The sequence below is a fragment of the Lapidilactobacillus wuchangensis genome (assembly GCF_003946645.1).
Taxonomy (GTDB): Bacteria; Bacillota; Bacilli; order Lactobacillales; family Lactobacillaceae; genus Lapidilactobacillus; species Lapidilactobacillus wuchangensis.
In genome coordinates this window covers 1-15,366 of sequence record NZ_RHOU01000011.1, presented here as the reverse complement: position 1 = coordinate 15,366, position 15,366 = coordinate 1, and the positions used below count along the sequence as shown (strand labels likewise).

The window sequence follows — 15,366 nt, the reverse complement described above, 5'->3', positions numbered from 1 at the left end:
GAGTTTTCTATATGGCAACAGAAATTGTCTGGAAACAGATTTTTTCAAATTATCAACAACATCATTTTGATATTCCTGAGGAACAAATTACATCTTATTACCACAATGTTTCTGGAAACGGTTTGCAGGTTGAATTAAATAACCGCTTTGATGATGAGCCTTTGATTGTCAGCGGCGTTTGGGCCAGTCACCAAGCTGACTTTGCTGAAGCTACCCCGCTCACCTGGAATCGTCAAGCCCAATTTCAAGTTCCCGCTGAACAATCAATTTGGACTGATGCCAGTGAATTTGCATTACAAGCTGGTGAAACCTTCTATTTGAAATTGCGGGCAACAAATCGCCGGCAGCGCATTAACGCCTTAGGTTCGACTTCGGCACCAGCTTTAATGCGTCTCTTAGCCCCAGCAGCTGGCTTCAACGAGCAAGCTTATTATTATGGCATCGACGCCATTCGCAGTCAGGTCGAGACGCCGATGAAGACTATCACTTTCTTTGGCGACTCCTTGATCAGTCAATGTTATTTATCGGCCGCCTTGGCGCAACTTTTCTACAAAAAGTGGCCCGAAAGAGTGACGGCGATTAATACTGGTATTTTTGGCAACCGTTTTTTACGGTCAGGCAACATCACTAGCCAGTGGGAAAAGCGTCTGGGGCCGGCAGGTGTGAAACGATTTATCACTGACGTTCTTTATGACCAACCACAACTCGTGATCAGTCTGGTTGGCCTAAGTGATTTAGTCGAAGCTGGGGCCGGCAGCGCCAGTTCAGAGTTACCAACAAGCGACCAAATTATCGCCGGATTACACCGCATTAAACAAATTTGTGACCGGCGCCAAATTAAATTTATTCCATTAACGATTCCGCCTTTTGCTAATTCCAAGAATTTTGAGGTTGCAACTTGGTCGCCGAAAAAAGAGGCGATTCGGCTGGCAACTAACCAGTTTATTATGAGCTTACCCTTTGCCGTTGATTTGGCTAAATTTGTTGCCCAAACCGACCAGCCAGAACAGCTTGATCCGAAATTCGACAGTGGCGACCATTTACATTTTTCTAGTACTGGTGCAAACTTAGCTGGACAGTTCATTTTTCACGAATTGACAGAAGCGGAGGTTATCTGACTTTTTTTATGATAAAATTTTACTTTTAAAGTCGTCATTAGCATTGTGACGAAAAACTTTATTAAGTAGAATAAATAGAGACAAACACATTGGGAGATAAATATGGCGGCGACTAAATTTCATGCAATTTTTAGAGAATTAGAACAACGGATCAAGGAGGGTACCTATAAAGATACCCTGCCAACCGAAAGTGTTTTAACGCAAGAGTTTCAAACGAGCCGCAATACCATTAGACGGGCAATCACTTTGTTAGGCAAACATGGCTATGTTTATAGCGTTAAAGGCCGTGGGGTTGTCATTCTAGAGAATTTTAATAAATTCCACTGGTCAGTTGGCGGTGGCAGTTTTGCAGGTTTACAGGCACTTAATGACAACAATCAGCGGGCTTCGGCGACTAAAGTGGTCCGATTTAAAAAGATGCTGGTTGATGCCGAATTAGCAGCGCGTACCCCTTTTGAAGTTGATGAGGTGCTTTACGAAGTTGTGCGCGTGCGGATCATTGATGATTTACCGTTAACCATGGACTACAGCTATTTCAGAGCCAATCAGATTCCACCATTGACGGAAACAATCGTCCAACATTCGATTTACGAATACTTAACCACCAACGGTTTAAAAATTGCTGCGGCTAAACGGCGATTCTCTGTAGCAGTTGCCGCTGATGAAGATTATCGGGAATTAAAATTAGGTGACAATAATTGCGTCGGCATTTTAGAAAATCTGGTTTTTAATGATTTAGGTAAATTGTTTGAATATACTGAAATTCATTTTGTGCCTGGCGAATTTAGTATTGGCTTTTTTGCTCAAAATGATAATGAAAATGCCTAAATTTTTGAGCGATCTTTCCGCAACAAAACAGCCATTATTCTGATTAATTAATAAAATAATTATTATTTGATTTTAGCCTAACCTGACTTCAGCTTGTTGCAAGTCGGTAGGCTTTTTTATTTACCTTGAACGCAAAAATGAGAATAGGACAAAATAAGTATTAATGTAAAAAAGACGAGCACTCGTTTTTGAGTGCCCGCCTTTTTGAATGTCGTGGCAGAATTGGTATTTTGTGCCATATTTTGCGGCAAAGTTAATCTATCTAAGTGATGCGCCAACTTCAACTAAGCTACTATGAATCTTGACGAGTAGCCGCAATATCGACTTCTCTGATATTAACTTCCTGGGGCATGTCGTACATAAACTTGATTGTTTCCGCCACATGCTTGGGATTCAAAGTAATGCCGCCCATGGTTTGTTTCCAAGCTTCATAATCAGTTAGTGCTGATTCACTAGTAACATGGGTTAACAATTCCGTTTCAGCAGCACCTGGCGCCACCATCATGATCCGAACATTTTTCGGAGCATTCTCTTCACGAATTGTTTCAGACAAACCATGAACCCCAAACTTAGATGCAACATAAGCAGCATGATTGACAAAAGTCTTCTTACCAGCAATCGATGACATATTCAAAATTGTACCGTGTTCACGTTCACGCATATCGTTCAATACAATTTGCGTACCATTAAGCACACCCATGACATTGGTGTCGAGCATCGTTTGCCATTCTTTAGGACTTTGATTTTGCACGTTGCCCAACAACATTACCCCAGCATTGTTGACCAATAAGTCCGTCTGACCATACTTGGCTTCTGCCTTACGAATCGCCGTGGCAAATGCTTGATAATCAGTGACGTCAACGGAATCGATCAAGACATTATCCATCCCTGCAGCAACTTTCGCTAATTTTTCAGTTCGCCGTCCCAATAACAAAAGTGGGAAACCATCGGCATTAAATATTTTGGCGATTTCAGCACCAAATCCTGAACTGGCGCCAGTAATGACAACTAATTTTTTCATGATATCTGACCTCATTACGTCTTAAGATTTTTTCAATATTTTAAAGTATAATAGCAGGTATTATTGGCCACAAGTACGCACATTCAGGTGACTACCTGTGGAAAACTAAGGAGCAACCATTTTGGCAAAATATTTAAATGAGTTTGATGCAACGATGCAGATGATCCAAGGAAAGTGGAAAATTATGATTCTCTATGAGTTGGCTGAGGCTGGCACTAGTAGATTTGGAAAATTGCATCGCTATATCAAAAATGTTTCTCACAAAACTTTGGCTAATCAGTTGCACCAATTAGAAGAAGATGAGTTGATCAGCCGCTTTGACTTTCAAACTGCCGAACCACACGTTGAATATCAATTAACCGCCAAAGGTAAATCGGTGATTCCACTGCTTGATGCGATTTGCGATTGGGGTGACACCCACGTTGACCATGCTTTAATCGACCGCACCCTCTGTGATGAATAAGCCGGAGATAAAATTCCAGTTAAAAAAACACGACTCAGAAATCAAATGATTTCTGAATCGTGTTTTTATTTAAGATGTGAACTAAGATTTCAATCTTATTTTTAAGACTAAGCTAATGCAACGATTTTGATACTAACTTTAAGCAATTAGCCTTGCTCACTGCTCACACTCGCAGTTCGCTTTCAGGATTTGCTTCTAACGTCCGCAAATGACGCATGGTCCGCACGTAAGAACTGATCAGCACTAACAGTGAGCCCAACCAAGCTAATGGATTAGCCATACTAGCGCCGGCAAATCCAAAGGCATTGATCAAAACCAAGCCAGCAAATGCCCGCATGATTAATTCCATAATTCCCGCTAAGGTTGGCACCAAACTTTGACCTAGTCCTTGCAAGGTATAACGTACGACGAACAAAATCGATAAAAGCCAATATAAACTACTGTTGAAATAGAAGTAAGTTTGAGCTGTATTTGTAACCAACGGCTGACCATTGCCGACAAAGAGATTAACCAAACTGTGACCAAAAATAATAATTAAAATCCCTGTAACCGTGGAAAAAGTTAAAGAAACAGCCAATGTTTGTTTCACACCAGTTCGAATGCGGGCAAATTCGCGGGCCCCCAAATTTTGGGCAGCAAAGGTCGCCATAGTAATCCCAAAGGACATCGCTGGCATCGTCGCCAGACCATCAATTCGCGCTGCTGCCGTGTAAGCCGCCACTGAAGTTGAACCTAAAGTGTTCAGCATCAATTGTAAGATAACTTGACCTAAGGCAATAATTGACGACTGGAAACCCATTGGCAATCCCATTTTGAGATGTTCGGAAATTTCGGCCTTAGAAATTTTAAAATCACTTTTTGAAACTTGTAATAACGGAAAATGGCGATAAATAAAAATCAAACATAAACAAGCTGAAATAAATTGGGCTAATAAAGTTGCAAAGGATGCCCCAGCAATTCCCCATTTGAAAACAACAATAAATAACAATTCAAGACCAATATTGATCACACAGGCAATAATCAGGAAGACTAGCGGCGTGCGACTATCGCCCATGGCGCGAATCATATTGGCAAACAGATTATAGGCAACAATCGCGAAAATCCCGCCAAACTGAATAATCAAGAAAGTGTAAGCATCTTGAATAATGTCAGATGGTGTCTGCATCAACCGTAAAATCTCGCCACAAAAAGTCATACTAATCGCCGACAAAATCAGTGATAAAGCCAGACTAATGATGATCCCGGTGGCAAAGCTGCGTTTAATCCCGCGATAGTCACCCGCGCCATACCTTCGTGCTGCAATAATAGCGAACCCATTCGTCGCCCCTTGAGCAATCCCAATAATCAGAAACGATAAGCTACCAGTAGCACCAACTGCTGCCAACGCCTGCACACCAATTGTTCGTCCCACAATAATCGTATCTGACAAAGTATAAACCTGCTGAAAAATATTCCCAATCAGCAAAGGAATCGTGAAATAAATGATCTGAACAATTGGTTTCCCTTTGGTTAAATCGTGCAAGATAAATCCTCCTAAAAACAAGTTGTGAGGGGCAGCGGGTAGTTGGCGTAGCGTAACTTCAATTATTTGATTGAGCTGGTGCCAACCAGATCGAGCAAATAATTAAGTTAGGCCTAGCCAACTGCTGCCCCGAACACGATTAAAACAAGTTGTGAGAGGTGCTGCTCTTTTGGCGTAGGCTAATTTCAATTATTTGATTGAGCGACCTTGTCGATCGAGCAAATAATTAAATTAGCCATAGCCATTTAGCACCTCGAACACGATTAAAACAAGTTGTGAGGAGTGGCGTACTTTTGGCGTAGGCTAATTTCAAATATCTGATTAAGCGGCCCCAGCCGATTGAGCAGATATTTAAATTAGCCATAGCCATTTGCCGCTCCGAACACAATTACAATAACTAACACATCCCGTCAGATTGAGGCGCCGCCACCGCCGGATGAACCACCGCCGCCAGAGAAGCCACCAAAGCCACCGGAATCGCCACCGCCAAAACCACCAGAGCCGCCGCCCCAATGATTATTACGATTTGAACTACTACCCAGTAGTGCCCAGAGCCACCAACGACGACCGCCGCCGCGACCACTGCCACCACCCATAAAGAGCAGCACTAGGATAACGATCACAATAATGGCCCCTATATTGTCAGACCAACTACTGTCATCTTTTCCTTTAATCTGCTGATACTCTTCATTTGATAAGGTGTTTTTGTCCGCTTTGAAATCATACTTCTTGTCAATAACCGTGGCAACGCTATTAAAAACCTTTCGCAGCCCACGGTTGATTCGCGTCGGATCACTCGACTTCAAATCAGCTTTAGCCTGCTGTAAAATTCGGCCTGATAAAGCATCAGTCAAATCCGATTCCAAGCCATAACCAACTTCAATCCGAACGTTACGTTGACCATTATTTAACGCATAAAGAATCAACACCCCATTATCGCGCTGCCGTTGACCTAGCCCCCAATTAGAAAACAAGTCGGGCGCATAACTATCAATGCTATCGCCATCAGTGCTTTTAATCACCGCTAACATGATTTGTGGGCGTTGTTTTGTCTGATCATAACTGATATTCTTCTGACTAACTAATTGCTTCGTTTGCTGATCAAGAACATTTATTTGATCATAGAAATTAGCCGTCGGTCGATTAGGAATGGCCGCAGCCACCGGTTGTGTTGCTTGGAAAAACACCATTACCCCTAGTAACAGCAACCCAGTCAGCCAGCTAAGTAGCAGCGAATGACGTTGCAGTCTTAGCCTATTCATCTAAATTAACTGAAGGCGTCTTGCTAGCATTCGTATCTGCCTTAAAGTAATCCTTCTTACCCATTCCCATCATATTTGCGAAGATATTTTTAGGAAAAGTAACCACGGAAGTATTGTATTTTTCAACGGCCTGATTGTAACGCCGCCGTTCAACAGAAATCCGGTTTTCAGAACCTTCCAACTGAGTCATTAAGGTTTGAACATTCTCATTAGATTTCAAATCAGGATAATTCTCACCAATCACATTCACTAAAGTGCCCACTGATTGATCCAATTGCGCATTGGCCTTCATTTTCTCATTAGCAGTCGTTGCACTACCATAAGCCTTACGAGCCGCACTAATTTCACCAAAAACCTTGGTTTCGTGCTTCATGCTGCCTTTAACCGCACTCACTAAATTGGGAATCAGATCATAACGCCGTTGCAAAACGGTCTCAACTTGGGCCCACTGTGAATCAACTGCCTGAGAACTACGGGCAAGACTATTATAAGTACCAATCGAACTAAGGCCGATGACAACAACTAGCCCGACAATAATGCCGATGATCCAGTTGCGTTTTGAATTTGCTGAATTTTTCATTTTGGACTCCTTCTAAATTGCTGGAAATTCTGCCAATATTTCGTAGAGCTTGTAACATATTTTAGCATGTTACTGAGTAAAAGAAAGCGGCTCACTAGAAAACAATCAAAAAATCCTGGTCTTTTTTCAAATATTAGATTTAGCCGCGGCGTTGATAATAGCTAACTTCAATTTTTTGTCACACTTTATTTACTTAACTGGCAAATTTTCTGCATTAGTTTTTCATAGTCAGAGCTTATAGTTAACCACATAGAAAGCAAGAGGTGATGCAAATGAATATTATGAAAATCTTCGTTGTGGCACCGGCCAACGGAGTCTAGGAACTTACTAGCCTAGGTTCAACCCAAAATTAAAACCCTAAAACCCAAATAATTGCTAATTTTCTTCATTTTATTCCTCCCCTTTAAAATGAGTAATCCCCACTTCCTGCCCAGAAGTGGGGATTTTATTGTGTTCTCATAATAAAAAGTTCAAAAGCGGTAGCCCCACGTAAAACAGAACTAGGTCTGACTGCATTCCGGGCTTGCTGGTTGTGGAACGCGGCCGACATCAATTTGAACCAATTGAAAGCAAAGTTCAAAAGAGTCAAAACGCTGTGAAGATGAATAAACAAAATTGAGTCTGACTCTATTCCGGGCTGCTTGTCGTGGAACGCGGCCGGCGTTGATTTGAGCTTTTGTTGCACAAAATCTCAAATGCAAGCCTTATTGTAAGTGCTGAAAGCACTAACAATAATTTGGCGGCTGACGACAAGATCCCTCCACGCCGTCGGGAGTTGAAGTGGTTCACTGCAGCTTGGTTAGTGGTGAAGTCAATTGCGGCAGGACGGATGAACTCGATTTTAATTGTTGTCACAACTGAACAGTTATATTACAAAAAGCCTGTCTGACTCTTTCTGATTTAATTCCAGAAAGTTTGTCAAACAGGCTGTATTAGTTTACTTCTGTCTTTTTCTAAATAGTGTTGTGTAATTCAGTTAGTTTTATCAGCTGACTGCTGAGCGATTAGCGCCTAACTCCACTAGTATTGCCTTGATATTAACCAAATCTAAAGTGGACCACCCTAGCTCAAAACGCAGTGGAGGCCGCCGGGTTGTCAGTCACCAAATTCTTCTTGCCGCTTTAGCGGTTAGAAGAAGGCTTGTATTTGAGATTGTTGCGCAGCAATAAGCTCAAATCAATGCCGGCAACGTTCCACAACTCAACCGCCGCAACGGAGTTTTCCGCTATTCTGCCTAAAATCAACTCGGATTAAGTCACCCAAAAATTACTTTTTCGAAAAACAAAATTATTTTTCTGGCAACAAATGAGGGCTCTTTTCACCATGGAATAATAAATTGGCATCGTTCAAAGCAATTTCAACCATATTTTTAACTGCTTGATCGGTGTAAAAACCAATGTGTGGTGATAAGGAAACATTTTCGCGCCGCAATAAATTGTCGAAAATACTTAAATCTTGATTAGCATGAGATAAGTCATCCCCGAAAACACCCGCTTCGCCTTCAACCGTGTCCAAGCCAGCACCAGCAATTTCATTGGTATCAAGGGCATGTAACAAGGCAGCTAAATCAACGATGGGACCGCGGGCACAATTAATTAATAATGCTGACGATTTCATTTTTTCTAAAGCGGCAGCATCGATGATGTGCGTCGTTAAATCAGTCAAGTTCGTGTGAATCGTCAACACATCACTTTGGCTCAATAACTCATCAAGACTCACGTAAGTCAAAGTATCAGCCAATTCTGGCCGTTCCACCAAATCATGAGCAATTACTTTCGCACCTAGCGCTTTGAAAATTCGAGCTACGGTACCACCAATTTTACCAGCGCCTAAAACGCCGACAGTTAGATTATGAATTTCGTAGGCTTCCAACCCACCCCAGCTATAATCGTGATGGCTCATTCGCAATTGGGTGGCTTTTAAATGCCGCAACAAAACCATCGTGTGCGTCAACGCTTCTTCAGCAACACTACGCGGTGAATAAGCTGGCACATTAGTCACCTGGATACCATACTTCTTAGCACTAGCAAAATCGACAATATCATAGCCAGTGATTCTTAATGCCAAAATATGAATATTGAAAGTGGCTAACTGTGAATAAACATCCGCTTCTAAAACACCATGTTGGGCCACAACCACTGCATCACTGCCATTAGCCAAGTTAACTGTTTGACTATTTAATGGTTGATTACTAGTGGTAATTGTTGCCTGATTTTGCTCAGCCCAAGCATTAATCGCCGCCTGCTCATCAGGCCGGACTGAATACATTTGAATTTTCATAAAAACCTCCTAAAAAATTAGAGTGTGAGGGCTGGTGGTGTTTTGGCGTAGTACAATTTCAAATATTTGCATGAGCGGTGCAACCGATCGTGTAAATATTTAAATTGTACCTAGCCATTTACCATCCCGAACACGTTTCAGCAAAGTGTGAGGGGTGACGCTTTTTTGGCGTAGGGTAATTTCAAATATCTGGTTAAGCGGCGTTAGCCGATTGGGCAGATATTTAAATTAGCCATAGCCATTTGTCACCCCGAACACGTTTCAATCACAGTGTGAGGGCCGGTGGTCAGACTGCGTAGCGTAACTTCAAATATCTGATTAAGCGACCCAAGCCGATTGAGCAGATATTTAAGTTAGGCATAGCAGTCTACCAGCCCGAACACGTTTCAATCACAGTGTGAGGAGCTGCGGGTAGTTGGCGTAGAGTAACTTCAATTATTTTGAAGAATAATCACTCAACACTATAAGACTTGTCAATCAACTTAATCCGGTTCAGTCTGACAAATCCCGACACGGCTAGTTCGCCGCCAAGAATTTAGCCAAGCGTTGGCAAGCTTGTTCCAATTTCGCCATGCTGGCAGCGTAACTAATGCGAACATAGCCTTCACCAGCAGGAAAAGCGGCCCCAGGGATCAAGGCGACTTGCGCTTCTTGAGCTAATTTACGACAGAAAGCAAAACTATCATTGCCAAAACGTTCTGGAATTTTCGCAAAGGCATAAAAGGCACCTTCAGGCATGGCTGTTGCCATCCCTAACCGATTCAATTCAGCAACCAAATAATCACGACGCTTCTGGTATTCTTGCTTCATACCTTGACCATCATCAAGGCCGTTCTGCATCGCCTCTAAGGCAGCTTCTTGGGACATGGTTGTCGCGGCGGTCACAGTAAATTGATGGACCATATTGATTTTACTAATCACAGCGGCTGGTCCAGCAATAAACCCAATCCGCCAACCAGTCATGGCGTGGGATTTAGAAACGCCATTAATCAATAAAGTTTGGTCAGGCAATAATTTACCTAAAGAAACATGAGGTTGATCAAAAGTCAGCTCACTATAAATCTCGTCACTGATCACAAAAATATCATATTGTTTTAAAATCGCGACGAATTTCTCCAATTCAGCTTGGCGATAAGTGACGCCAGTAGGATTAGTTGGATAATTGAAAACAATCGCCTTTACTTTGTCACGATGAGCGGCCAAAGTGCTAGCCAATTTTTCAGGCGTTAATTTAAAGCCGTCTTTACTAGTGTCAATAAAGACCGGCGTCGCGCCGTTTAATTTCACAATGGGAATATACAATGGAAAGATGGGAATGGGAATAATGACCTCATCGCCAGGATTCAGGATTGCCGTCAACGATGAATAAATCGCACCAGTCGCGCCAACTGTAGTTAAAATTTGAGTTTCCGGATCATAGTCAGTACCATATTTTTTCGCTAAAAAATGGGCCGCAGCTGCACGCAAGGCCGGTAAACCAGGCGATTGTGTATAGTGGCTGTGGTTAGCGGCAATACTTGCTTCACCAGCCTGCTTCACATGGTCAGGCGTGTTGAAGTCGGGCTCCCCTAAAGTTAATTTAATAATGTCCGGGATTTGGGAAACATCTTTATCAAATTGCAAAATTGATGACGGTTCAACGCCGATCAATTCTTTTTTCATTAAGCTTGCTAAATCTTTTGTCATTTAATCATCGATTTCTATTGAATTTGGATTCTTAGTTTAATTATTTGAAGTAATTGATGCCAATAGCGTCGCGGACTTCTTGTAACGTTTGTTCGGCAACTTCATTGGCTTTCATGCTGCCTTGATGCAACATCTCATAAACGGCTGGAATATCCTTGGCATATTCTTCGCGACGTTCCCGAATTGGGCCGAAGACACCTTCCATGACTTCATTTAGGTAACGTTTGATTTTGACATCGCCTAAACCACCGTGTTGATACTCAGCTTTTAATTCAGCGACCTTGGCTTTATCAGTATCAAAGGCATCCAAGTACGTAAAGACCATGTTGCCTTCAACTTTGCCGGGATCAGCCACATGAATATGATCAGGGTCGGTGTACATTGACATGACTTTTTGCCGTAATTCATCAGCAGTATCAGCTAAATAAATGCCGTTGCCTAATGACTTACTCATTTTGGCGTTGCCATCTAAGCCAGGTAAACGACCTTGGCCCTTTGGTGGAAAATAGCCTTCAGGTTCAACCAAAATATCAGTCTTGTAAGTACTATTAAAAGTACGGACAATTTCCCGAGCCTGTTCCATCATTGGCTCTTGATCGTCGCCAACTGGCACAGTATCCGCCTTAAAGGCCGTAATGTCAGCAGTCTGACTAACAGGATAAACTAAAAAGCCCGCCGGAATCGATTGACCAAAAGCTTTTTGTTTGATTTCGGCTTTAACGGTTGGATTTCGTTCCAACCGCGAAACGTTGACCAGATCCAAATAGTACATTGTCAATTCATTCAGTGCGGGAATTTGTGATTGCACTAAAATTGTTGATTTGGCTGGATCAATGCCGACTGCCAAATAATCCAAAGCTACTTCAATCAAGCTGCGGCGAATTTTTTCTGGGTCGCGGGCATTATCAGTCAACGCCTGCACATCGGCAATCATCACATAAGTTTGATAATCACCAGAGTTTTGTAAAGCGACCCGGTTTTTCAATGAGCCTAAATAATGACCAATATGTAATTTACCAGTTGGTCGGTCTGCAGTTAAAATAACTTTCTTTGCCATGATACTAACCTCCATTTTTTAATAATCCGAAATTAGGTAATAAAAAAACGCCCTAATTGCAAAATGCAATAGGACGAGTTTATCGCGGTGCCACCTAAATTACCCTTACAGAATCTAAGGATCAGCTCGAGTGAATTAAGGCTTCACGCACCGCCAGGACTTGCGCCGCTGACTACCCTAGGCTCCATTCACAACCAAAGTTCGACGGCGATTCCAGTTAAACGCCATTTCCTGAGCGAACCTCTTGGTTGTTACTACTTCCTAGACCTTTCGGCAGATATTGTCATCATCATAACGACCTGACGCTGAAAAGTCAAGGTTGTCAATAACCACAGACAAAATTGATCTCACGTTACTTATTGAAATTAAGCGTGTGGGCTTTGAAACCGAACTGGTTTTGACTCCATTCCGGGCTGCTTGGCGTGGCACATTTCATTAATCTTGGAAATTATGGCAATGTTTGTGAGCTCAGAGCGGTTAAGTTTAATCTGTTATCATATTGGAATAATCTTCAAAATAACCCCAATGATGTTCCATAATTTATCTTGAGAAATTGTCAATCGAACTTGGCTAGTTGTCACGCTCTGACGTTCCAAACGGTGGTGCTCAATTCAGCTATTTAACTCAGGCAGGGGCCCAGCGATTAGCGTCAATGGTGAAATTATTCTTGCCGCTTTAGCGGTTAGAATAAGGCTTGTATTTGAGATTGTTGCGTTAGCAATAAGCTCAAATCAACGCCCACCATGTTCCACGCCCATAAAATCGCTGGGCCCCTGCCGTTTTCAACTAGGGAGCGGCTGAAATCACCGCACAATTTAGAAGACAAACCGTCATCACATTTTTTCCGAGTTGAAAAAGCCTTTATGTTACAATGGAAGCAGACATATTCAAGGAGGAACCATTGATGATTAAAAATGTGGTCTTTGATATTGACGGCACCTTAATTGACACTGAAAAAGCTTATATGAACGCCTTATTAGATGTGGCTAACGACCAACGGCACTTGGATTTCACTTATGACCAAGTCGTGGCGATTTATGGCATCCCCGGCATCGTAGGCCTGAAACAATTAGGTTTTTCCGACGCGGAAATTCCTGATGTTTTAAGTGCGTGGTACCAAGCGTTCGATAAATATAAGGACTCAGTCACGGTTTTCCCTGGGATTATTAACACGCTGAAAGAATTACAAAAATATGATGTGGAAATGGGCGTCGTTACTTCTAAAACGAATGACGAATTGGCCGCTGATTTCACACCACGGGGTTTGACGCCATTCTTCCGTAACATTGTCACTTCATCAGACACACAAAAACACAAGCCAGATCCAGAGCCACTGCTAAAAATGATTGAAATTTCCGAGATCCCCGCTGACGAAACCCTTTATGTCGGCGACACGATTTATGATTTGCAATCAGCTAAAGGTGCTGGCGCTCAATTTGGTGTAGCTGGCTGGGGTGCTCATAATCACGGCCAATTTGGCGACATGGACTTTTACTTCTCCCGCCCAGCAGAAATTATTGATGTGATTCGTTAATTGCAACAATCCCAATAATTTTTAAATTCAGTAGTATTTAAGCAGTGCTAAATTTTCTTCGCAGCTATCACGACCATCACACGTTTTCGGTGTGCTGGTCGTGATATTTTTTTGTCAAAACAAAGCTGATCCGGTCACTTAAACAAATCGGCTAATAAAAATATTTTTCTTATGAAAGCGTTGACGTTGGCTTCAGAAATGGCGTATTCTGAACTAGAGTATTATTTGAAAGGAGCTTTGCAACTATGCAAACTAATCAAGAAGTTTTCGATACTTTAAACGGCGAAAACATCTATAAATATTCTCTAACCAACGCTAATCAGGTGACTTTATCTTGCTTGTCCTATGGTGCTAACTGGTACGAATTACGGGTGCCAACTGCCAACGGCTCACAAAACTTAATTTTGAATTTTCCGAAGATCAATGACTACATCACGACTAATCCTTATTTGAACATGTCGATTGGGCGGACAGCTGGTCGAATTGGCGCCGGTAAATTCAAAATTGGCGAGCACGAATACAACGTGCCGACTAATGAGAGCGGCAATACCTTGCATGGTGGTGTTCATGGTTTCAACGAAATTAATTGGGCCGGCAAAATTGCTGCCAATCAAATTATTTTCAACCACACTGTAACCAGCCAAGCTGATGGTTTCCCTGGCGATTTGGACGTGACCATTACTTACACATTGACTGATGACAATCGGATTTATTTAGATTATAAAGTTGTTAGTCATGGCGAGACTGTCTTCAATCCAACTAACCATGCTTACTTCAATTTGAATCAGGCTGATCAGAACATTAAGAATCTGGAGTTGTTCCTGCGTAGTAGCCAACGTCTAGAACTAGGCGATGCGAAAATTCCAACTGGCAAAACGCTGGCCAACGCCCAAACACCTTATGATTTCCAAACAACGAAAACTTTAGGTACCGCCATCGACGGCCTACAAGCTATCCCTGAAAAAGGTTTGGACGATGTCTTCCTAATTGATCAACATGCTGATAACGAACCAATTGCGATTTTGGCAAATCCTGACGAAAATATTCGCGTCAAGATGTTCAGTCAACGAAACGCCATCGTTTGTTTCACTGCCAATGGTTTTGGCGCCGATCAGCCTTATATCGATAAAACTGGCCAGCCGTATGTGGGTGTGGCTTTGGAATCACAAATCACGCCTAATGCCATCTTTGATCCTGCTTATGGCGATTTAAGCTTGCATGATGGTGAGACCAAACATTACCAAACTCACTACTTGGTTGAATTTTAGATAATGCCCAAGGTTCAAAACCATTAGAACCTAGTGAAGATGCTGAAACTGAGTAGCATCTGACTCCATTACGGGCTTGCTGGTTGTGGAACGCGGCCGACGCTGATTGAAGCCTTTTTTCAAAAGTCTCCAATACAGGTCTTATCGTAAGTGCTAAAGCACCAAACGTGTTCAAAGCAGCAAACGGCTATGATTAACTGAAATAATTGCTCGATCTGGTTGCACCAGCTCAATCAATTATTTACAGTTACTCTACGCCGAAAGCCCGCTGCTCATCACACTCTAACAATAATTTCGCGGCTGACAACCCGATCCCTCCATTCCGTCTGGAGTTAATTTAGTTCACTTCATCCTTGTTAGTGCTTAAGGCAATCCGAGTGGGACTAATCAACTTGATTCAAATTGCTGTCATAATTGAACCGTATTACAAAAAGTCTGTCTGACAATTTCTAGTTTAATTCCAACCAGAAAGCTTGTCAGGCAGACTTATTATTTTATATCAATCTGTTTTTCTAAATAGTGGTGTTCAATTCTGTTAGTTTACGTAAGTAGTTGCTGGGCGATTGGTAGCCAACTTCACTAGAATTGCCTTTAAATCTATCAAATTTGAAATGATCTAACTTAGCTCAAAACGTAGTGGAGGCCGCCGGGTTGTCAGCCGCCAAATTCTTCTTGCCGCTTCAGCGGTTAGAAGAAGGCTTGTATTTGAGATTGTTGCGCAGCAATAAGCTCAAATCAACGCCGGCA

Annotated in this window: 12 protein-coding genes; 5 read left to right on the top strand and 7 right to left on the bottom strand. The window is 42.2% G+C overall.

Translation table 11 applies throughout. The annotated features are described in order from the left end of the window. Window positions 1–11 precede the first annotated feature (11 nt). Window positions 12–1,118, top strand: coding sequence for an SGNH/GDSL hydrolase family protein (locus tag EKM82_RS08920; RefSeq protein WP_125768194.1), 1,107 nt, complete (start codon window positions 12–14; stop codon window positions 1,116–1,118). Window positions 1,119–1,220: 102 nt separating this feature from the next. After that, entirely contained in the window at window positions 1,221–1,946 is a 726-nt protein-coding gene (locus tag EKM82_RS08915) for a GntR family transcriptional regulator (RefSeq protein ID WP_125768191.1), read from the top strand. A gap of 292 nt (window positions 1,947–2,238) precedes the next feature. Here the strand turns inward: EKM82_RS08915 and EKM82_RS08910 are convergent, their stop codons facing one another. Continuing rightward, window positions 2,239–2,967 (bottom strand): SDR family oxidoreductase, encoded by a 729-nt coding sequence (locus EKM82_RS08910; RefSeq protein ID WP_125768188.1) that lies wholly within the window; start codon window positions 2,965–2,967, stop codon window positions 2,239–2,241. Between the two features lie 154 nt (window positions 2,968–3,121). On the opposite strand from EKM82_RS08910, the gene EKM82_RS08905 reads away from it, so the two are divergent. Continuing rightward, complete coding sequence (locus EKM82_RS08905) at window positions 3,122–3,430, top strand: winged helix-turn-helix transcriptional regulator (RefSeq protein ID WP_125768340.1); 309 nt, start codon at window positions 3,122–3,124, stop codon at window positions 3,428–3,430. A 163-nt stretch (window positions 3,431–3,593) separates the two neighbouring features. Here the strand turns inward: EKM82_RS08905 and EKM82_RS08900 are convergent, their stop codons facing one another. The 6 genes from EKM82_RS08900 to trpS all read right to left on the bottom strand — a co-directional run bounded on the left by EKM82_RS08900 (window position 3,594) and on the right by trpS (window position 11,817). Next, window positions 3,594–4,952 (bottom strand): MATE family efflux transporter, encoded by a 1,359-nt coding sequence (locus tag EKM82_RS08900; protein WP_125768185.1) that lies wholly within the window; start codon window positions 4,950–4,952, stop codon window positions 3,594–3,596. Between the two features lie 410 nt (window positions 4,953–5,362). Continuing rightward, entirely contained in the window at window positions 5,363–6,199 is an 837-nt protein-coding gene (locus EKM82_RS08895) for a TPM domain-containing protein (protein ID WP_404802900.1), read from the bottom strand. A 7-nt stretch (window positions 6,200–6,206) separates the two neighbouring features. Continuing rightward, complete coding sequence (locus EKM82_RS08890; RefSeq protein WP_125768179.1) at window positions 6,207–6,794, bottom strand: LemA family protein; 588 nt, start codon at window positions 6,792–6,794, stop codon at window positions 6,207–6,209. Between the two features lie 1,287 nt (window positions 6,795–8,081). After that, window positions 8,082–9,074 carry a D-2-hydroxyacid dehydrogenase gene (locus tag EKM82_RS08885; RefSeq protein WP_164508199.1) on the bottom strand — a complete coding sequence of 331 codons (993 nt, stop codon included), beginning with the start codon at window positions 9,072–9,074 and terminating at the stop codon, window positions 8,082–8,084. A 516-nt stretch (window positions 9,075–9,590) separates the two neighbouring features. After that, entirely contained in the window at window positions 9,591–10,760 is a 1,170-nt protein-coding gene (locus EKM82_RS08880; protein ID WP_225419705.1) for an aminotransferase class I/II-fold pyridoxal phosphate-dependent enzyme, read from the bottom strand. A 40-nt stretch (window positions 10,761–10,800) separates the two neighbouring features. Beyond that, window positions 10,801–11,817: a tryptophan--tRNA ligase gene (gene trpS / locus EKM82_RS08875; protein WP_125768176.1), complete on the bottom strand. Its 1,017-nt coding sequence runs from the start codon at window positions 11,815–11,817 to the stop codon at window positions 10,801–10,803. Between the two features lie 904 nt (window positions 11,818–12,721). Here trpS and EKM82_RS08870 point away from each other — a divergent pair. Then, on the top strand, window positions 12,722–13,351 hold the full coding sequence (locus EKM82_RS08870) for an HAD family hydrolase (protein ID WP_164508198.1): 630 nt from the start codon (window positions 12,722–12,724) through the stop codon (window positions 13,349–13,351). A 245-nt stretch (window positions 13,352–13,596) separates the two neighbouring features. Next, window positions 13,597–14,619, top strand: a complete 1,023-nt coding sequence (locus tag EKM82_RS08865) for an aldose epimerase family protein (RefSeq protein ID WP_125768170.1) — start codon at window positions 13,597–13,599, stop codon at window positions 14,617–14,619. The last annotated feature ends 747 nt before the right edge of the window (window positions 14,620–15,366 follow it).